Origin of the sequence: Photobacterium sp. GB-72 (assembly GCF_003026095.1) — a bacterium.
Classification (GTDB): Bacteria; Pseudomonadota; Gammaproteobacteria; order Enterobacterales; family Vibrionaceae; genus Photobacterium.
The window spans coordinates 36,511-57,461 of the sequence record NZ_PYNV01000025.1 but is presented as its reverse complement, the minus strand read 5'-3'; the positions used below and the strand labels follow the sequence as shown (position 1 = coordinate 57,461).

General features: G+C 38.3%; 20 protein-coding genes. 1 reads left to right on the top strand and 19 read right to left on the bottom strand.

Annotated elements, in window-relative coordinates; translation table 11 throughout:
* The first annotated feature begins 1,374 nt into the window (after positions 1 to 1,374).
* Positions 1,375 to 3,663 (top strand): hypothetical protein, encoded by a 2,289-nt coding sequence (locus tag C9J40_RS20295; RefSeq protein WP_107247855.1) that lies wholly within the window; start codon positions 1,375 to 1,377, stop codon positions 3,661 to 3,663.
* Positions 3,664 to 3,810: 147 nt separating this feature from the next.
* Here C9J40_RS20295 and C9J40_RS20290 read toward each other — a convergent pair whose 3' ends face one another.
* The 19 genes from C9J40_RS20290 to C9J40_RS20190 all read right to left on the bottom strand — a co-directional run bounded on the left by C9J40_RS20290 (position 3,811) and on the right by C9J40_RS20190 (position 20,500).
* The gene (locus C9J40_RS20290; protein ID WP_107247854.1) at positions 3,811 to 4,134 is read right to left on the bottom strand and encodes a hypothetical protein; all 324 of its coding nucleotides are present in this window, start codon (positions 4,132 to 4,134) and stop codon (positions 3,811 to 3,813) included.
* Between the two features lie 141 nt (positions 4,135 to 4,275).
* The gene (locus tag C9J40_RS20285) at positions 4,276 to 5,856 is read right to left on the bottom strand and encodes a hypothetical protein (RefSeq protein ID WP_107247853.1); all 1,581 of its coding nucleotides are present in this window, start codon (positions 5,854 to 5,856) and stop codon (positions 4,276 to 4,278) included.
* Between the two features lie 145 nt (positions 5,857 to 6,001).
* Positions 6,002 to 7,276 carry a GlyGly-CTERM sorting domain-containing protein gene (locus C9J40_RS20280; RefSeq protein WP_107247852.1) on the bottom strand — a complete coding sequence of 425 codons (1,275 nt, stop codon included), beginning with the start codon at positions 7,274 to 7,276 and terminating at the stop codon, positions 6,002 to 6,004.
* Positions 7,277 to 7,504: 228 nt separating this feature from the next.
* Positions 7,505 to 8,041, bottom strand: coding sequence for a hypothetical protein (locus tag C9J40_RS20275; RefSeq protein WP_107247851.1), 537 nt, complete (start codon positions 8,039 to 8,041; stop codon positions 7,505 to 7,507).
* Entirely contained in the window at positions 8,028 to 8,537 is a 510-nt protein-coding gene (locus tag C9J40_RS20270) for a hypothetical protein (protein ID WP_107247850.1), read from the bottom strand. Before C9J40_RS20270 ends, C9J40_RS20275 begins: the two co-directional genes overlap by 14 nt.
* 102 nt (positions 8,538 to 8,639) lie before the next feature.
* A complete protein-coding gene (locus C9J40_RS20265; RefSeq protein ID WP_107247849.1) occupies positions 8,640 to 9,716 on the bottom strand; it encodes a hypothetical protein in 1,077 nt (358 codons plus the stop codon).
* A 14-nt stretch (positions 9,717 to 9,730) separates the two neighbouring features.
* A complete protein-coding gene (locus C9J40_RS20260) occupies positions 9,731 to 11,278 on the bottom strand; it encodes a GspE/PulE family protein (RefSeq protein ID WP_158259569.1) in 1,548 nt (515 codons plus the stop codon).
* Between the two features lie 15 nt (positions 11,279 to 11,293).
* A complete protein-coding gene (locus C9J40_RS20255) occupies positions 11,294 to 12,079 on the bottom strand; it encodes a hypothetical protein (RefSeq protein ID WP_107247847.1) in 786 nt (261 codons plus the stop codon).
* A 3-nt stretch (positions 12,080 to 12,082) separates the two neighbouring features.
* The gene (locus C9J40_RS20250) at positions 12,083 to 13,345 is read right to left on the bottom strand and encodes a hypothetical protein (protein WP_107247846.1); all 1,263 of its coding nucleotides are present in this window, start codon (positions 13,343 to 13,345) and stop codon (positions 12,083 to 12,085) included.
* On the bottom strand, positions 13,342 to 14,853 hold the full coding sequence (locus C9J40_RS20245; protein WP_107247845.1) for a type II secretion system protein GspD: 1,512 nt from the start codon (positions 14,851 to 14,853) through the stop codon (positions 13,342 to 13,344). Before C9J40_RS20245 ends, C9J40_RS20250 begins: the two co-directional genes overlap by 4 nt.
* A gap of 1 nt (position 14,854) precedes the next feature.
* Positions 14,855 to 15,571, bottom strand: coding sequence for a hypothetical protein (locus C9J40_RS20240; protein ID WP_107247844.1), 717 nt, complete (start codon positions 15,569 to 15,571; stop codon positions 14,855 to 14,857).
* Positions 15,571 to 16,056, bottom strand: coding sequence for a hypothetical protein (locus C9J40_RS20235; RefSeq protein ID WP_107247843.1), 486 nt, complete (start codon positions 16,054 to 16,056; stop codon positions 15,571 to 15,573). Before C9J40_RS20235 ends, C9J40_RS20240 begins: the two co-directional genes overlap by 1 nt.
* Before the next feature lie 380 nt (positions 16,057 to 16,436).
* Complete coding sequence (locus C9J40_RS20230) at positions 16,437 to 16,655, bottom strand: hypothetical protein (RefSeq protein WP_107247842.1); 219 nt, start codon at positions 16,653 to 16,655, stop codon at positions 16,437 to 16,439.
* A gap of 67 nt (positions 16,656 to 16,722) precedes the next feature.
* The gene (locus C9J40_RS20225) at positions 16,723 to 17,139 is read right to left on the bottom strand and encodes a hypothetical protein (RefSeq protein ID WP_107247841.1); all 417 of its coding nucleotides are present in this window, start codon (positions 17,137 to 17,139) and stop codon (positions 16,723 to 16,725) included.
* Between the two features lie 623 nt (positions 17,140 to 17,762).
* Positions 17,763 to 17,978 carry a hypothetical protein gene (locus C9J40_RS20215; RefSeq protein WP_107247839.1) on the bottom strand — a complete coding sequence of 72 codons (216 nt, stop codon included), beginning with the start codon at positions 17,976 to 17,978 and terminating at the stop codon, positions 17,763 to 17,765.
* A gap of 454 nt (positions 17,979 to 18,432) precedes the next feature.
* The gene (locus tag C9J40_RS20205) at positions 18,433 to 18,693 is read right to left on the bottom strand and encodes a hypothetical protein (protein WP_107247837.1); all 261 of its coding nucleotides are present in this window, start codon (positions 18,691 to 18,693) and stop codon (positions 18,433 to 18,435) included.
* 110 nt (positions 18,694 to 18,803) lie between these two features.
* The gene (locus tag C9J40_RS20200; RefSeq protein ID WP_107247836.1) at positions 18,804 to 19,157 is read right to left on the bottom strand and encodes a hypothetical protein; all 354 of its coding nucleotides are present in this window, start codon (positions 19,155 to 19,157) and stop codon (positions 18,804 to 18,806) included.
* 111 nt (positions 19,158 to 19,268) lie between these two features.
* On the bottom strand, positions 19,269 to 19,775 hold the full coding sequence (locus C9J40_RS20195) for a hypothetical protein (protein WP_107247835.1): 507 nt from the start codon (positions 19,773 to 19,775) through the stop codon (positions 19,269 to 19,271).
* Between the two features lie 128 nt (positions 19,776 to 19,903).
* Complete coding sequence (locus C9J40_RS20190) at positions 19,904 to 20,500, bottom strand: hypothetical protein (RefSeq protein ID WP_107247834.1); 597 nt, start codon at positions 20,498 to 20,500, stop codon at positions 19,904 to 19,906.
* Positions 20,501 to 20,951: the final 451 nt, after the last annotated feature.

Sequence of the window (20,951 nt, the reverse complement as noted above, 5' to 3'; positions counted from 1 at the left end):
CTACTTTTCAGTGACTTAACATCATTTCAAGTTCACTTAAGAGTTACGTTAATCCCAACTCTCAAGTGAACACCACATTATCACGGCTCACTTCGACTTCTGATACTCAACTCTCAAGTGAACTTCTGATAAATACCATCAACAGTTAAAAATTAATTAATGCTACTTTTCAGTGACTTAACATCATTTCAAGTTCACTTAAGAGTTACGTTAATCCCAACTCTCAAGTGAACACCACATTATCATGGCTCACTTCGACTTCTGATACTCAACTCTCAAGTGAACTTCTGATAAATACCATCAACAGTTAGAAATTAATTAATGCTAATTTTCAGTGACTTAGCATCAATTAAAGTTCACTTAAGAGTTACGTTAATCACGACTCTCAAGTGAACACCACATAATCACGGCTCAATTGGACTTCTGACACTTAACTCTCAAGTGAACTTATGATAAGCACCATCAACAGTTAAAAATCAATTAATGATATTTTTCAGTCACTTAGAATCAATTCAAGTTCACTTAAGAGTTACGTTAATCACGACTCTTAAGTGAACACCACATAATCATGGCTCACTTCGACTTCTGACGATTAACTCTCAAGTGAAGTATTGATACTCAACTCTCAAGTGAAGTACTGATACTCAACTCTCAAGTGAAGTACTGATACTCAACTCTCAAGTGAAGTACTGATACTCAACTCTCAAGTGAAGTATTTACACTCAACTCTCAAGTGAAGTATTTACACTCAACTCTCAAGTGAAGTACTGATACTCAACTCTCAAGTGAAGTACTGATACTCAACTCTCAAGTGAAGTATTTACACTCAACTCTCAAGTGAAGTATTGATACTCAACTCTCAAGTGAAGTATTGATACTCAACTCTCAAGTGAAGTACTGATACTTAACTCTCAAGTGAAGTACTGATACTTAACTCTCAAGTGAACTTCTGCTAATCTATCCTTTAGATTAACAAGCTGATAGTAAGCCTAAATCTTGCATCAAGACTTATACTTGCACATTTAGCTGTTGATAAGTGTCGTTTTTTTCTGAGCGCCAAAAAAAAAACGACATATTTTGGAAGTTTTATCCTTAATTTGTGGATAAGCTGTTAATAAGCTGTTTAGTAAGAAAATGATCAGTAACTAAAAATATCAGATCAGAAAGTCTAGATGTAGCATCAGTAAATGATTTTATAAGATCAGTAAATGCATATAACAGATCATTTAATGAAATCACATGATCAGCAAATGCATTTACAGGTTAAGATGTTGATATAAAAGAATTTATAGTACTGTGCGGGGGTGGGGTATATCTGATATCTAGATCCTAAATCCAACATCTAGATCTTTTTTAAGGAACAATAGGAAAAGCATGATTTTTTATAATAAAGAAAATAATTTATATGAGGAGAGAGATCGTCTTGCTAGCGATGGTCCCATCATTTATTTTCCTATGTGCGTTAATTCAATCGATGATCTAGATAAGAGTATATTAACAAAAGATCTCATTACTAAATTTAAGTTGCTATTTAATAAAATAAATAACCAACGCTGTTTTTCTGCCTCAGAAATTGCTGAAGTGCTAAACTTAAAATTTAATTCCGCACGTTCATTGCTACACAAATTGTATAAAATAGAGCTATGCCATCAGTGTGATAATTTTGTTCATTTTAATAAAAAGACATTAGCTTCCTTATACATAATAAACTCAAAAAAACAAACTTATGATCAAATTATCAATAACTCTAAAACTGATATTACTGTTGTAAGTAATACTAATAGACACCTTCTCGTTACAGGTGATCAAAATCCACTGTCTACTCCTAATTTACACGTCAATGATAACGCTTTGTTGAAGGCATTTTTTAAATTGGATAGCTTTCCAAATCATGTTCGATTTTCAAATGTTATACCTTTAAGTGGAATATTATTTAAAGATCAAAAGAGCTTTGTTGTAAATCACTCTGAGTCGTTTACGTCAAGTATTACCGCAGCAGACCCAACACTTGAAGTTGCTGACATCAAACGTTTGAGGTTTCTTTATTTAATAATTAACCTCACAATGAACTACTTTGAGTACCATAAGAAATCTTTTATTTTAAAAGACCACGTCGAAGCTATCTGTAGTATTGATCGTGATCAGGTATTAACATGGTTAATGGTTGACAAGAATCACGAACATTGGAAAAAGTTTGTCGATGATAATTTGGCAATTTGGGCCAATACGCTATTCAGCTCCAGAAAGTTAATAGATGAAACATGGATTAGCGAAGAACAAAAGCCACTATTCCGTATTGAGAAAAAGTTAGCACATCGTGAATCATCGAAATTTCCCCAAATTTATGTATTACGATGGGACGTTGAAGCACTTAAATATATATTAAAGTCAAAAGGACCTTACCTTCTACCATGGTCGGTTATTAGCGGAAATGACTTCACTTTTTTACTCTATCTTGACGCAAGATTGAAGTGGCCAGGAAAGCACTCACAGTCGCAGCATATTACCTATGACCATGTTGATTTGATGAAAGTATTTCCAATTGTTAGTGGAGAAAAACAAGTACCTCAAAGTTCCGAGCAATTTGCTCATTTTATTATCACATCCTTACGAGAGCACGCTTCTCGTTTTGTTAATTTTATTAAAAACAATTCTGAATACAGATTTAGGAATGAAGACAAAGTAAAGTTCTTAGATCGTGAAGGTCAAATAGTTGGTTTGAATTTTGTTTTAAAAAAACGTCGATTCATTTCTAAAATTGAAGCATGGATTGGCGGTATTTTCTTTGAATTCTTATTTGACGGGATTGGTGTAAATAAAAAAGTATATCTTGAGGTTAGTTATTATTCTAAAGATGTAATCCGCAACTCGTTACCAGCACTTACGCTAACAAAAACAACTAATTCGGACAAAGAAATTGACACTAAGTTACTTAAAAAAAGTGGTTTTTATAGTTACTCACCTCAATTCTACTACTCTGAAGAGTTATCACTACATGCCGAAAAGTTAGTTGAACCTGGATTTGATTATAAAATGATAGAACCAGATTCAAGTCTTGAAGATATTCCTAGCAATGTTGTCAACATTATTACAGAGCAGCATAAGAATGAAGAACTAGCTAAGTCAGGTCCGTTACTTAATGCTCACTTAGATATGACACCTGCATTTTTAAATGCAGATAAACCACCTGTTGTTGAGCCGTCAGCATTACGCAATGTTAATGCTCGTAAATTTGTTATTGCTAAGTTGCCTTCAGGTAAGGCCGTAACTGCTCATCATCACATTTGGATAACCATCACAAAAGAAGAGCCAAAACTACTATTAAGCTACTATTCCGGTGAGGATGATATTCAACGCACCATTTCAGAATTAGTTAGCTTAACCGGTGATTTTGAGAATCGTATTAAATCTAGAGTTGATAGTAGCCATCAAACGTTACAGCCTATATCTATAGGGACATATTTAATACAAAAAGCGGATATGACTAAAATATTTAATGCCTTAAATTCGCATTTAGAAAATCACTTAAAACTGAATTATGTAGATCAACTTTATTTATTAATTTTGAATAACAAACGACACATCACAAGGCACAGCCAATCGGTGAGCCCGATTGACGATCCTGTTGCGTTCACAAGCCTTTTCAAGCATTACGTGAAGTAAAAAAAAGCGCCTAAAGGCGCTTTTTTAATATGTGATAGTGCTATTTACTAATGAGTAATAGAGCACAGCGGCAATAATGATAATGGCTGGCATAATGTGTCCCAAGGTTGAATGTAGCTTTTGCTATTACGCTATCACAGTTTAAAATTATGCAACTTTCGGTTTAGTTGGCCTCTTTAATATATTCCAACGCGCGCTTTGTATGAATTTGCCAAACTCTTCATCATAATGAAAACTATGAATAAATGGTGGCTGATTGCTTCTCACACGGCCTGTCAGATCAATTGAATAGCTAACGTTAGTTATTTCACAATATTCAATATAATCACCGTCTGACGCACGTTGCCTTAGCCGTTTGCTTTTACTCGATACCATTGACCATAATGCATCAGTGTCCTGACACTTAAAAATTCCCAGCAGCTCCCTGCGACCTGTTTTGTTTATAACCACCAAATATTCTTCGTTAGCCATTATTGCTGTTCCTTGAGCACATTATTTGACTAGCGTAACAAAAAGGCCGTCGTTTATTTTGTTGGTTTTTTCTTGAGCTAAAAAAAAAACCCGCATTGAGCGGGTTTTTGGTGCCAGTAAATTGAATGTTCTATTTATTGACTAATTACAGACATAGTGTTTATTTCTGCAATTTCTTTCAAAACTTTCTAAACTGGCAAGGCGTGTATTAATACCATTGATTGAACGTTCGTTGTCTTGACTTCGTGTTCTCGCATCTTGTCCATACCACAGTGCACTACCTGCAGTGCTGTTGGCACTGTTAGCTGTTCTCTCAGCATTAGTAATTCTGTTGTTGAAACTATTCACTGTGTTTGTTGCACTCGTAATTCTGGAGTTTGCTTGATTAATTTTTCCGACTAAAGAACCATAATCGCTTGATAGTTGATTGATCTCTTGTCGATGACTATTAACGTCCTGCATGTATCGAGTCAGTTCACTGGACACATCGACCCAAGCACCATTTTTCTTGATCGAGAGTTGATTGGTATTCAATCCCTGGTTGATCGAGAGTTGATTGAAATTAACATTATTTTTAAAAGTTTGATTACCGCTGAACACATTGTCACCTTCTAAGCTTGCGTACTTAGTTGAAACAAGTTGACCTTGTTCGTAAAGACGACCTGTATCATCGACGACTAAATTTTCTTTTTGCTTGATCACACCTTCAACAGAAACATTTTCGTTCACACTGAGTGTACCGATGATGGCGTCTTGGATGTTCGCTACCCCCAAAACTTGCAAGTTTTTGGACTTAATATTACTGGCAGTTAGAGTTGTATCGTCCTTCATATTCAAATTGTCATTAAAGGTAGTATTACCTGTCACCGTTAATGGACCATTTACCGTAGCCCCCCCCTTAAAGGTTGATAAGCCTGTAACGGTCAATGAATCTGAATTCAGCGTGTCGGTTTCTATTTGGTTAGTAACACTGATGTCTTTGGCTGACGTTGTACCATCTACAGTTACGTTTTTTTTAAAATTAGCGTCTTCGTTAACGGTCAATGTAGCTAGACTAGTAATACCTGTTGCCGTGAGATTGTTTAGAGTGGTATCACCGGTAACCGATAATGCGGTATCGATTGTGGCATTATCAGCGGCTAGGGACTTTGCATTTAGGGTGTTAATATCATTGATATTATTCCCATTCATATCAATGGACGTTTCCATTTTGTTTGCATCGGGATTGCTTGGATCGTATTTGCGCGAGAGCATACCTGACACTAATGATGCAGCGGTAGGGACTCCAACAGAGAGGCTTACTTTCTCATTATTTGCTGTTCCGCCTGATTTCGCCGCCACTAGCGATGCAATACGTTTTCCTTGATCACTATTATCAGCCATTGAAACGTATAAATCGTAGTTACTGCCGTTTGGTTCGCCATTAATGGTGCCATAAGGCGTTTTAAATGAACCGGCATAAAAACCATCACTTTCAATATCGCTTAAATTAGCTGGCCAGCCCATATTTGCCATGTAGTAAGCAACGATGCCTGCTCTAACCTTATTAATGTCTCTTGCTGTAGCGGTTGTGAGCTTAGCGTAACGCTCCTTTTGAGCTAACTCATTTTTAGTGATTTGTATGCTGAGATCTGATGCCGTATTTGACACAGATGTATTGGCGTGAACGCCGAGACTCATTATCATGAGTATTGCTAAAATTGATAGATTACGAAATACCATGGAAATTCCTTTGTCTTAGGATTGCGTTGATATTTGGTAACCATAAAGGCGGGTCCGAGTTGTTATTTGATTCTAGCAAAAAACTGCTACTTGAAAAACAAAAAACCAATCCCGAGGGATTGGTTTTTGTATAACACGGTTGTGTTTAGTGGCGCTTTCTAGCCCTTAACGCGCATAACGCTAGGCCGAATAATGTTAGCAAGCCAGTGCTACCGCCGCTACCGCCACCATTTCCATTATCTGGTGTTGGTGTTGGTGTTGGTTCAGGCTCTTTGTCTTTTGCACAATTAGCGAGCGTGTCTTCAGGCGTTTTAACGGTTAAATCGAGTTGGTTAGATGAGCCAAGTTTCTCGCCCCATCGTGTACCAAGTTTTAACGTTCTTTCACCATCATCACAAATCGCATCAGTAGGTGCTGGATTGACAAGTTGTAGAGATACCGTTTTTGTGGTTTCGTTCGGTGCAAACTCAACACGTTTTGCCAGCTCTTGATAATCGGTTGCTGGCACAGCGGTTACCGCATCTGAATAAACCTCAATCGAAGCAGCTTGAGACACGTCACCATCACGTGTCACCGTGATAACTTTCTCAAATTCTGACGATTGGTTTTCATCCAGAGCAATAGTGACGTTACCAATTTTTTCTAGTGGGGTAACATTTTGCCAGTATGAATTTGGATGGGCGATTGATTCTTTCAGTACTTTCGCATTGTTTGCGGTTACCGTACCACACGCCTCGCCACCTCTTGTAACGTTTGGATCCGAATAGAACTCATTCAAATCAAACTGATCGTAATTGAGGTCGGCACTCATGATGGTCGGTTTTCCGCCACAGCGCCATGCGTAGTTGTCGTCTTCAAAATGTGATTGTGTGTGCTCGTACTCATGACCTAGACGGTCAACGTGTCCCCATTCGTGCGCTAGCAACGTTGGTAGTGAGCAGGCTTCGTTAAATACGCTGACGGTGTGGTAACTGGTTTGCACACCACACTGACGGTCAGCAAGGTTACTGTTGATTACAAGTGAGACGACTGAAGCACCGTATTTGCGGCGTATCTCATCAAAATCACCAAATGAAAAACTATCAGCAACTTCTGCCACATTATCGCCTTCCAATTTCATAGGAATGGCGGCAACAACATTACGGCGGTATTTGATGTTGTTGATGTCGTGAGCTTTATTAGCAATCGCGGTTTGCTGTACCAAGTAACGATTTAACTGCTCAGGTTTGATGCTTGGATCGTAAATGACAAGAATGTTACTCAGTGGACCGTCATAACCATCTTCAACTTGGGCGTTATAATCTTTAATTTCGTAACTAGGCCATCCTTCTGGAATGTTTTTAGCGAAAAATGGTTGCATTCCTGCGAATGCTGGAGCTGCTACAAGAGCAGTAAGAGTTGTTAGTAATAACTTTTTCATGGTGTTTCCTTAAAAAAAGTAAACACTCTCAGTAACTGAAAGTGTTTAAACTGTGGGAGGCGGTGATTAATCAAATGATAACTTGACTGAAATATTTGCAATGGTGGGTAAGTGGTCAACCATTCAGTTATTCCAGACCATTAACTGATTATTTGTATTTTTAATATACAAGCGATATTTTGTTTATAACAGGCTTGTAAAGAAAAAGTGTGAGCTTTGTTAACTTTATTATTTGTGACAAATGTTTCCGCCAAAAACACTATTATCTTGTGCTATCTCGGTTTCCTTTCCAAATAAAAGGGGACGTGAGAAATATACGGTTTTGTTATTAACAGCCACACCAAAATATTTCTCTGCTTTATTTTTTATTCCTTTAAAGTACCTTTCAGAATTAAATGTTGCTTCAATAATAATATTGGTGCTTCCAGTGCTACGATCGAAATTAATAGTAAATGGGTTACCGAAAGGATTTATTATTTTGTCATTTTCCGTCAAAAAACCATCGGTTTTTAAAGATGAAACAGTTGGGTTTATGACATTATCAGGACTTGATGGATCATTGCTGTCGCAATTAACTAAATAATATTCTTCCGTGGCAAAGAATAATTTTTCGACTTGATATATAAGTTGTTTTTGGTGGTTAATTTTAATAACCATCATAGTAATGATGCTGAACATGACTGTTATTGTAATCATAGCCATCATCAAGGCGACCAAGTTGGTCGCCAAGACAAAACCATGCTGCCTATGATTAGACTTCACCATAGGTAAATACTGCTGTTTTCGTTGAAGGATTGTATACAACGCGGCTACCGTAGTTATCGATAATTCGCTTTGAATCATAGACACCAACATTAGTTGCTGTGCATGTGTAAATATAAGGTACTGAGCCAACGCTACAAGTGTAATTACCGCCCCATGGATTGACTGCGACACCGACGTTTGTGCCATCATCCCAGTCTTTAGGAAGATCTTGCTTTAACTCGTCCATATCCAGCGTGCTGTAAACACCTGAGTGCGCGTAATTAATGCTTACTGCTTTATTTATAATATCGAGATGTGCTGCTAAATTATAAGCACGCAACATACTCATACCAGGTTTAATCGCCATTGCTGCAAGAACTGATATAGCAATTATAACCACAAAATAGAACAGTGCATCAGCAGACAATATCGCACCAGCTTGACGGCGACTTTTTCGGTTTAACGTTTTAATTGGATCTTTTTCCAGTGCAACGTCGTTTTGCTTTATCTTTTCCATCGGATTGTCCTTAAAGTTAGGAATGAAGTTCGTTTTTATTATTGCAAATATGCTCATAAGGAAATGGTCGTTTTTTTCTTGAGGTCAAAAAAAAACAACGTATCAACTTAGCCCCATGCCTTCCATCATGAGCATGACGACTGAAGCTAAAACACTCAGCATCAAGACTATCGTGATGCCAAGAGCGAATAGCGGTGTCAGTCCTGCAAGTGTCTCTATTTTCTTAGTGTTGTTTGTCTCAATAAACTCTGAGAGGTCAAGAAAACTGCTATCTGCATCCACTGACTGAATTCGTCCAATACTTCTTAATTTCACTCGCGCTTCTAAGCTCAATAATCCTGTATCAAGGTGATCGAAGCCTTTTTGTGAACCATCTGTATTGAGCATCTGTTCAACGTGGGGGTGTAAAAAGGGGATTAAATTAGGTTTTATTAACTCCAATCCATCGATCGTCGTTTCACCTGTGCTTTTGATTAATGCCAACATGGAAAAAAGGTGGGCGACTTTTTGATAACGATAAATTGGTAGCCAGGCGAAATGTGACAAGCTGTAGCTAAACAGCTTTATCAGAACAATCAGTATTGGTAGCCAAAAAAAGCCGATAGTCGTAATGACGTTGCCTATGTTAGCGATAAGTTTTGAGTAACCTGTCAGCTCAATTGAGTAGCTAGATGCGAGTAACGGCAAAGCGGTAGTCGCGGTGATCACAAATGTTAAGATGCCGATTGCAATTATAAAAGCAGAGATAAAGAGAGTTCGCTTAGTGGTTGCGTTTATCTTAAATTGGCGTTTTAGAAATTGCGATAACAGCGATAAGACATTTGAACCACTGGCTTGTGATGTTACCGTTGTAGTAATTGCAAAAATTTGCACCACATCATTATTGAAATATTGGGACATCGCATCATCTCGACTGATCCCTTGTTCAATACTGTCTAATAGATATTGGCAAACAGTGACGTAAATTGAGCTCTCGCTATAGACCTCAGTGAAAATATCTCTCATCATCTCAAAAATGACATCATCTTTCTCAACGACCTGATCTGCATTATTGATCTTCAACGATAGATACAATTCAATAAATGCCTGTTGCTTTTTGTTAGTGAACTGCAGTGATTCTAATCGATTCACCTTAGTTACCTGTGTCGTTGGGTTATTTAATCCAATGTCGTAGTCCATCTCTTTTGCGTCCTTTATGCGTAGCGAATAACGCTGTCCGTTGGAATAACATCTTTAATGAACTGATTAACCATTGCAGGGTCGATCTTTCCTGCGGCAATGGCAACACGTGCGCGATCAACCAGTGATAACCATCCCTTTGAGCGAATATATGGCTCAATCAGTTCAAGTTTTTCATCTCGAATAAATTGACAGATTTCTTTATCGAACAATAAATATTCGATGATTGGCAAACGTCCTGTAATGCCATTCGTGCAGTGTTCGCATCCTGACGGATTACGATGTTTTATCGTATGTTCCTCTCGATTGAGATTGAGTGCTTCATAGTAAGTGTCGTTTTCTGAGTCGGTAGCACAATGCTGGCACAGTGACGGCACTAAACGTTGTGCAATGAACATCGAAAGCGTTCCTTCGGTACCCATATCGGCATAACTCACACCCAGATCTTTGAGGCGTACAAGTGTAAGAATGGTGTCGTTGGCGTGTGTTGTTGTGAGGACTAAGTGGCCTGTAGATGCTGCGGTCATTGCAATTTCGGCAGAAACCGCATCACGCATTTCACCAATAAAAATGCCATCAGGATCTTTTCGCATTAAACTTTTCAGTTGAGATTCAAATCCCTCTGCAATATTGACGTTGGTTTGCGTGATGAGCGAGTTGTGTTCAGCAATGACTTCAACAGGATCTTCCAGCGCTTCTAAAACTTTTCCTTCAGGAAAACTGTGTAGAGCACCGTGAGCAAGTGTCGATTTACCCGATCCTGTCGGTCCCGAAATGATGATAAAGCCACTCGGTTGCTGCATGACTTGATTGATACATTGGCTGACGTGGGTAGGGACGTTCAGTTGTGTCAGGTTTTTCGATTTATTCTGCGTCGAGACACGTATAACCGCCTTTTGCACCGACTCTTTTGATTTGACGCCAAGCTCATATAAGGCTTTCTCAACCCTCAACATGACGTTCATTTCATTGATGAGTTTTTCATTTCCGTTATCGTCGACAATTGTAAAATCTGTGAGTGTCAGGCCATAACTGTTTCCCTGAGTTGAGTTCTCACTGAATTCTTGTTTTCCACGGCCTTTATCATAAAGAGTACGAATGACCGCTTTTACTGTTTGGTAGTCATCTGTTGTTCTTAACCGACGATCAATTAAGCCATCTTTTCTAAACTCCAATCGTGTACGACCCGGCTCCATAAAGACGTGAATATCTGAACAACGGTTTTGGATGGCTTTAATTGCCCATTCGGTAAGTTTACGTTTTGTTTCTGTCTCGTTGATTTCTACGTTCTTCGATTCAGTAATGTAACTTTCAAGGTGCTCCTGAATATCAGTTTTATCCTCATAAACAATATTATCGAACACCAATTGTTGATTGAAAACTAATCCATAGTGACGTTTGAGCTCACTGAACGCGACAGGATGAGCAAGCATGAGCTCTTTATTAAGGTAAACCTGCCCAGAATTACTAACAAAAATGGGAATATCGTTTTTCAGTAGATTTTTACAAAATAACTTAAAGCTAGGCTTTAAATCGGCAAGTTCCAGTGAATAATTTTCCATAATCATCGATGCCTATTACTGTCCATAGAATAAGGTTTTAGTCTTTCCACTTCTTTTATCTACTACAGTGGCAAAACGCTCTTTGACGTTAATACTTGCAACCTTGTAGCGATTAAATGCGGTTTGACCAACTTTCGCATCTGGAAAGTAATCGTCGCCGAATGCCAGCGTGACATGGTTTTTTCGAATACCTTTTAACACAAGTCGTGCTCTTGATTTCGTGACTTCACCACCAGTACTACCATTACTGCTTTGGCCTCTAAAACTTGATAAAGAAGTGGGAAATTCTTCATCGTCTAAGTAGGCAGTAGATTTCATTTTTGGCTCGTCAGTATTCAGGTTAACTTTATTACGCTCTTTTTGGTTGCGTTCTGTCTCTAGCAGGTTTTCAGACAGTTGTTTCTTTAGCTCTGAATTAGCGACGCGTACTTTTGCAAGACGGCTAGAGTTGATTTCATAGAGCCAAGCGGCGGCTTCTTCACCATTGACAGCTTGAGCAAGAATGATTGCTGCATTTTGTAAGTCTGAATAGACGGGGGCGCGCCACTCAGGAGGTGGTGCCTTAGTGATTTGTACAATTGTTTCTCCATCACGTTCAATGATTTTTTGAGTATCTTTTCCGAGTGCTGCAGGGGAATGAATGCCCTTGTCAGCTTGATGACTACTTTGGTTAGTCGCTTGATTACTGCTTACTTGAACATCACTCGAATATTGAAACTGTTCGTAGTTCAAGTACACAGTGAAAGCCCCAGCAACACCTAAAAGAACCAACATTGCTTTCTTACCGTTACTTAATGCCATAAGTTAAATTCCTAATAAATTAAAGTTCAATTGACCGCTTATCATATGAAACTCATCCGTCGTTAAGTCAGCATCGACGAACGAAGCGGGAATATGACTTAACGTACTCGCGAGTGAATCAAAGTCTTCTACTGACCAGTTTGTAACAGTCACCTGCATTGGAGTGGCTTGCCATTTTTTGGATAAATTAATGGCTTTTATCGATACTTTTACTGAATCCGACCAATACACTTGGGTTGCGTCATAAATGTAATTTTTTATCGCGTCAATCGACATACGACCAGGTCCCTCAAAGACCGACATGTTTTTGTTTTCGGCAAGTAAGAAATACTCACCGTCTTTGACTTCGATTTTAAAATGATTTTTTGAGGCAAACGTTTGAAGGCTTTGACTGATACCATTAGCGCGTTCGACTTTATATGAGACCAACCTCTTACCCTTAAAAGTCGTCAGCTTCATGCTAGTGACAGACCAACCTTTCAGTTTCACAAGCTCGTTCATATCAGCGTAAAACGGCAGGACTTGTGATTTAAAATTGGTGCTATTAGCAAACGCTTCTCTGAGATCTTTATGGTCATCAATGATCTCGGTACGGATCTCTTTTTCTTCGAAATTTAAACTGTAAGCGGCATAACTCCCGCCGATTAGGAATAATAAAGCTGCAATTAAAAAGTATTTGTAACTGTTGGCGTCTTTAATCGTTTTCAACAGTTGTGTCGTATTTAAAATGTTATTTTGATATTTACTTACAACCGATGAGCGGCAAATATCATCAAGCAGTGTTGAGTTTACTGTGTGTGCACTGTGATATTCATTAAGCCCACATTCGCTTAAAGCCAGTTCATTTAACTCGGTATTAGAGATTATGCTCAGCTGTGTTTTAAAGGTTTTGACTAAGCTAGCGATATGCTCAGGACAAGATTCATCTTTAAAATTATCTCGAGTGAAAGTATCAACGACACGCTGATCCTTCATTATCACCATGAAGCTTGGGCTTTCATCTTCAAAATGAACATAAATAAACGAATTGAGTTTGAGCTTATCCGTAATGGCATAAGCAATAGGCCAGCGATCATGTTTTAAACCTAAAATTCGAGACTTGGCAAACAAGCCACTTTGGGCTGAACTAATCAGGCAGTAGTGCGTAATATTGAGTGTTTTAAATTGCTCAAGAATCCCGTTTGCCTGTCGTTGATCTTTCGGTAAATCTAAGGGTGTCGAACAAAACAAGCTGTATTGAGTGAGTGCTTTATCGATCGATATCATCCGCGGCTACCTCGTAAGATAGTCGGTGTGATGACGATAATTGTCTCAACACGTTTTTTCTTGGCACCACCAGCAAAACCTAACGCATCGTAACCAGCATTATTGTGTTGCTGATGCATTCTTGTTGATGATAATCCAGCGATGACTAATGATGATCCATGTGGAATTACCACGGTATTATCAAAATCTTTATCACTGATTCGAGCTGACTCGACGTAAAGGGCATCATCGTTTTCACCCGTTCCAGCACCGAGACTCTTCTTATCGATACCAAGCAGCGTGCTCATGTTTGTGGTTAAACGCATGACAACATCACCGTTAATAATGGTCGGTAATGCATACATTGAGAAACCGGTCTCAACCGTTTTTTGTTTAACGCCAACTTCACTGCCAGAGTTAACGGTGTTGTTGATTGAACGCTCTGAAACAATATCCTGAGTGTCTACATTTCTTAGTTTTACGACACGGTTATGTAACGTGACCGCACGCGGTAATGCACGACGACTAACGCCACCTTGTGCCTTAAGTAATTCGACCATAGCTGAAGTGCCAGAAGTTCTGCCTTGACCGATACCTGCACTAATCAACATAGGAGCGACATTACTAGAAACGGTATCTAACATGCCGCTAGCCGCGCCAAAGATATAATCTTTAGAACCTAGTTGTTCAGCGATGACGGTCCAATCTAGACCTGCTTTGGTTTCATCGTTAATAACAACATCAATCACTTCCATGTCGATTGATACCATCCGCTGCAGACGCTCATTAACGCGTTCGATTTCATCACGCATTGCAGCAACATTCGATGGATAATCTTTAACCGTGATTGTCGAGTAGCTTTCAGAATAGCTGATAAATCCATCTTCAGACTTAATTGCGTCTAGCGATGAAATGATGTCTTCGAAAACTTTTAATGTGCCTTTGATATGAGAGAACTCATCCGCACTCGATACGATTGAGGCGCCATCCTCGCCTGAGCTTAAATTGACGGTAGATTCACCCGTCTTACCGATACCAAATTGGTTTTCACCAGGGAACATCGCGATATCGAAAGTATCAGTTTCAAATTGCGACCATAGAATAGTTGAGTTTTCAATCGTGTAGCTATATCCGACATTCGCCGCAACATAATCTAATGCATCACCTTTATAACCATTTTCAAGATCTAAAGAAGCCAGCTTTTTTCGGTCTGTACCGTCAATAAATTTGTGTGAGACGTTTTCGCCGATAAAAATAGAAGACAAAATGCTGTGCAGCGGAATATCACGATAATGGTAGCTGTCGCGCTTGAAGTGCCACTCAGGTTTTTTTGCATCTTTATGAGACAGTTGTTCAACGTACAGTTCTTTACTGATAGTGATATTGCTGTACTGGTTTTTTCTATTACGAATTTCTATGGCGTCATTTCTATCAGCCATAATTTCTGATTTGACTTCTTCTTGATGTTCGTAAATAGAGCAACCGCTGAGCGTTAATGCGAATGCCAATGTAAGAAGTGACTTTTTCATCTTAAGAGCCCTCGTAATTAACGACAATTAGGTTGTTTGGATGGACTTCAGCATGTAGCGTCGATGGTCTGACAAATGGACGAAGAAGCTGATCGGAGAGTTCCAAAACTGTTTTGCCTTTTATATAAAAGGCATTTGGAAATTCGTGGCCAGAACTCGGTTTAAAGATCAAGGTTGTGTTGGCTGTTTTAGCCAATAGGTTGCTTAGATTCGATTCCAACGATGTCGGTGTTACCTTGAACGTAAACTCTTTGCTTTCATTGTTAAACGACAAACGGTAATCAAGTTTGTTTACACGTAAAAATGGAAAAGGTGTTGTTGTCTGCTTACTTAGTCGAGAAGCCGTACTGAGTACATCGCGTCTTGTGCTGCTTTCGACTGGCTTAACGAGCGAAATAGGTTTAACGAGTTGTTGTTTATTTTTATTGGTACTTGCTGTTGCAATAGGCTGTTTGAGAACAACGGCTGGCTCACTGATCTTCACAGTTTCAATCGGTTTTAATTTGACATCCGTTTTTTGACTTATTTCTGCCAAGATTGTTGCTGGCTTTTCGATCTTGCTTACCACAACGGCATTGTCAGTTGCTTTAGCTGGCTTAGCCTTAACATAATCTTTATTAACGACTTGTTTCGGGGCACTGTAATTTACCGTATTTGATTGACACGCAGACAGTGATAAAACGGATAAAACTGCAATAGATATAACGTTAAACTTCATTATGCACACTCCGGTAATACTGATAGCGGTTCAATGTTAATACTGTTGTCTCGTTTAACGAGGACAGGCGTAATTGGTAAGCCTTTGAAGTATTGCAACGTCGCTCTATGTGGCTTAGTGACATCAATTTTGAAACTATTATCGAATTGCCAGTCGCACGACTGTGGAATATCGTCACTCCAACGCACTGTAGTAAATCCAGCCTGTCGAATGAGGGCAGGTAATTGCTTTCTTAAAGAGCCAGGTTTAACCGAAAAATACTTAAATTGATCTTCTCGCTTGATAAAAGCGATTGCCGTTTGTCTTTCTAAAAGCAGTTTTTTTAGCTTGTTATTTTCAGCTTCCACGTTATTAATTTGTTTTAATACATTTTGCACCCATTCATCACCCAGCGTGTCGTCAGCTCCGATTGGTGCTTTGGCCGCAACGCTGGTGGTCGATGCAAATGCTAATGCAGTTAAGAGTAAAATCTTGGCTGGATTCATAACGATTAAATTCCATTTTATTAACATTGGAGCCAGTATATGTTTTTGAGAAGAGCGAAATTTGCAGTTTTTTTTGTAGCTAAAGAAAAAAATTGAAACTGGCAGCAGAAATTTGATCGCTTAAATTAACTTACTGTATTGCAGGACTTTACATCTTGTCATATGATGAGTTCGTGGCTGACTTGGGTTTTTTTAAAAAAACGTAAAACTATAGTGTGTAGTTTCCTTACCAATTCAGTGCCTGAAGATGGTTGCTTCAAACGCTTGTGGTGAGCGGGGGTTTGGTAACCCCATTGACCGTAAAAAAAGCCAACACTTTGTTGGCTTTTTTTGCATCTAGAGGTTAGTTATTTCAAAATCTTGATGATGGCCGTTCGTCTTTATATAACATTCGCCCAATCCTTGATGCTGACAAATTTAGAAATGGATAGAAACTGTGGAATACACTCTATAGAGGAGTAAATACCCATGGTGTCTTCTAGATTGTTTTCTTTCAGTGCTTGCTGCATTGCAACAATCAGATCGGCTTTATGATCAACGTCATTGTTCAACACAGTTATTTCTGGACTTCCTGACCACGCATCTTCCTTCCATGCCATCACGTGCTTATTATTTCGATAAATATCGATCTTTTGGCAATAACCGCCATCGTGATATTTCGTTGTACTAGCTATTGCTAATAGCCGACCACTCTTTAAGACTCTCAGGTAATTCAAGAGCCTTGATCGGCGTGAGTAAGTAATAGAAAGGTAGTGTATATTTACTGTGTTCAGTCATTAGCGCTATACCTTTCTTAGTCGTACCCGTAACTAAACCTTTAATAGTCTCGCCATCAACTGTACAGCTCGCTACTGTGCCTTTTTCAATCTTGATAAATGGCTCCAGTTTTTCAAATTGGATAGGCGAACTGACTTGATAACGTTGAAAAAACGCTGGAGATGCGGAAATTATCTTACGTTCAGTGCTTTGTATTAGTACATCGGCGGATTGATCTAACACCCATGCAAAAGCTTTCGTTGCGGTGGCGTAAATCACGACAACATCAGTCACTTTTGAATGGTAAGGGATACGAGCGAACATCATGGCAGACTCCTTTTTAATGTGTATCAACATGGTAAAGGATTCAAGGAAAGAGCAACGGTAGTCTAGGGGATAACGCCAAACATCATGTGGATTACAAGTTCAGCGTATTGCGGTATAGCGGTAAAATGTTGGTGGTTTTCTTAATTTATATACTAATTGTCACTAGTAATAATTAGAAGAGAAAGCTTATTGATTTTGCAGCGTTATCACTTCTATCGATTCGGATAATTTGAAATTTAGAATAAAAATCACCTAAAAAGAGCAAATTAACGCTATTGCAGCGAATATAAATATTATTCTCTGTGCTTTTATAGTCAACAAAAGCGTTCTGTACAGCGTCACATCGATCTGCTAAGTCCAAATCAGGAAAACTACTGACATTTAAGCGACCAGCGTTCACGACAGCTTTAACAGGCACGTTATCCCATTCTTGATTAGTCTGATATGCGCGATATGCGTAGTACGGCATACCAAAGATGAGCAATAGGAGTGTGCAGGCCATTATCAATCTAAACACCTTTTAAATCCTTCATATAGGTAATGTATGAAGTGATTTTATCATGGTAAAAACGAAAAGGTATCCGGAAGAGCATGTGAATAAAATATAGGACACCCAAGCTAACTTAATCCTCGTTATTATTGAATGTGCTCTTTGCGCTATCAACCATTTCATGTGCGATATCTTGCATTACATCAAAGCCGAGCACTAGGCTAACTCCTATTAGTGCACCGATAGAAATACTAATTAAGAAAGTAGCAGAGCAACTAAGTCCACGTTCTAAAAAATACTCGAATCCTTTTTCTTTAGCTTCGTTATTTGTTTTGATATTACTCTTCATCGATTTTCCCTCCTGTAGCGGTATTAATTAACTGTAAAGGAGTTGGATAATTAGCAAGGGTGTCAAATAGCCCATTAAAATTAATCAACTTTATAGGTTATTAGGTATGTGGATGAGTAAATGATGGCATTAGACGAATACCAGTATATGTGTCTTTGAGTCTTAGTTGAGTTGGTTTAATCGATCTGTGAAACCTTAGTTCCCCGAAAACGTAGCGGATAAGTACCGTTTATGAAAGTACGGATGCTGCCCCCATGTTTGAATGTAATCTGAATGATCAGCTCTTATCGCTTCGTATCCCCAGTCATAGCCATCATCAACACGTTCGACACTGCAAATAGGACGCCCGTACTTCCCAAAATCCCAACATTTGAGGCGAACCTTTTTTTTATTAAATTGGTTCTTAGCCCATTTTGAAGCTATTGCTCCTGCCTCGGTATTTAATTTCGGATTGCTATGCACGCTTTCCATGTGTATTGATCGCGGCAATACGGACTTTGACACTATAGTATTTATCGTTGAACGCTTTTTCCTGTTTTCGTGATGTTGCTGATGTTTTGAATGATGAGTAATCTTTCGGTGACAGCGTAACAAAGGCGGTGTCGCCATCGACAACCTTAGCTACGGTTACAATAGCGGAAAACGGATGCTCAACGTTGATTTGAGCATAACACGTCGATGTAAACAGCATTGCTAGAATTAAAATTATCTTCATTTGGATAAGCCTTTTTAATGTGACTATAGATGCATTAATATGCGTTTATATTCAGGATGGTTAAAAAATACTCGGGTCGGTACCTTTTAAATTGAATAAATTGAAAATATTTATTCACGACATAAACTAAAATATGAGCCAAAAACGAAGAGGAAAGAACCGATTGCCGTCTCCCAGTAGGTGCTAGATAAGAAAATCTCTGGCAACTTATGCTCAATGATAGGGTGGACGATAAATACCCAAATAAGTGTAAGTATTGTAGAGATGAGAAAAATAGGTTTTTCTCTTAAAATGAAATAACCGATGCTTGAGCCGAGCATAATTAAGCTGACGGATATTGCTATATCAAAAGATAAATCACTGGGTAATGCAAAATAAGTTTGGATTGATGTTTTTAAGCTGAGTAAAAGAACAGCTAAAAATAACATGACAAAACAAATAATTACTTTAGTTGAATTTTGCATAGTATTGAACCTCGATATTTTAATGTAAGTAAGAATTGGCTTTTATATGTATTACATCATTTAAAGCAGAATTTCCTAAATGGAAAACTGTCAGGGTCATGGAATATTGATCTAAATCTCTACGGCAATGAAATTACTGACGCTTTTAGACCAAATAGCAGCCACATGAGTATTAGCATTAAACCCATCGTGGAATGCGCTTGTAGTAGTGTCAGCCCCTAAGCTATAGTGCTTGTTCAGTTCGCTACGTTTTATTAAACGCAATTGAGCCTTGTTTAGATACAGCCCAATACCGTCATGATGTGTACTCACAGCAATATACTCGGCTATTTTGCAAGAGAATTTATGGTACGACTCATGCAGTAATCCGCACTCATCAATAAACTCAATTATCTGATCAATAAGGTTACAGACACATTCAGAATCTAATGTTATTGCTACATTGGTTGATGAAAACTCAGTAAGATACTTTTCTTCAAAAGCTGTTACTTTGACTTTTATATTTTGGTTGTTATTAAAAATAATATTTATATTAAGTGCTTTATCCTCAATTAAGGCATCGACTAAATTCTGAGTTAAACTGAAATGCAAAACTTGCTCTAAATTGGCTTTACCCATATTCCTTAAACCTCTTATTAATTAAGTTGGTTCAGTTTAAAGGCTGGCGTGAAATTACAAGTTTTAGGAGGGATATAGTATAGATGTGGGTAATTTTGAGGTAGGGGATTGGGCTAAGGCTATCAGTATCAGCCAAGTAACTTATTAATTTGGTCAGTTTCTATCTCTTGATAAAGCGTTGATAGGACATGAAAATCATTTTCATTGAGAGGGTCATATTTAGTAAACACGTACTGCCTAGCAAGTTCTACTGATTCAAATTCCATATACAAGCCTGAATATTGCAGGATAGACTCAGCGCTTGAGCGGAACATAAGATAGGCTTTGTGGGTAGTTTCAACAATCACTAAATCTTGGTTGTTCAGATAACAGCAATCAAAGGTAAACTCGTGTATTTTAAAGTTTGAATCATCAATAATGCCTTGTAGCTGTAATTGGGGATCGTTGTTCTCTGAGTAGCTAAGGATCTTATCGACAAGCTCGAATACCTCTGTTGGCAAGTCATCATAGTCCTCAAGATACATATCACCAATATGGACGTCATAATATTCATCTTTTTCTATTAAAGCCCAAATATCACTGTCTTCTAACCATTTTACTTTAAAACCACATAGAGCGCTTTCAATTGCTTGTCGGCCAACCTGCGTTAGTATTACTTCTTTACAAAATTCAAACTCTGTATGCGCTGATATTTCTATCTTTTGTATATATTTTTCATGACCCATTAATAAAAAGCACCCTAAATATCTCGTGACGTATTTAAGTGTACTAGACTTTGCTGCTTTTACCTTTCTCGAACCGTTAATTTTAGCTAGTTGCATTCATTAAGCAGGTTTAAAAAATTAGGGAAATGTTGCTGCTAAATATTTAATCTATGACCTTTGACCAAAATTTTTGGGCGTGGTAAATAACAGCTAGCTGTTCTGATAGTGACCAATTACGTACCATATCTATAAACTTTTCCGCACTTTCTTCATCACCTAAAAATTCACGAACCGTTTCATCGTATTGATAGCCCTCGGCAACGATTGGTTGATATCCAACACAGTGTAATCGGGTAGTTTTTCAGCTAATTGATACTTTGCTTCCTGAGCGCTGTGTACGTGCGGATAGCTACATTTAGGGCAAGGTGTTCTATCTATTGGACTCGATGTACTTCTCATTTCTAATTGCCTC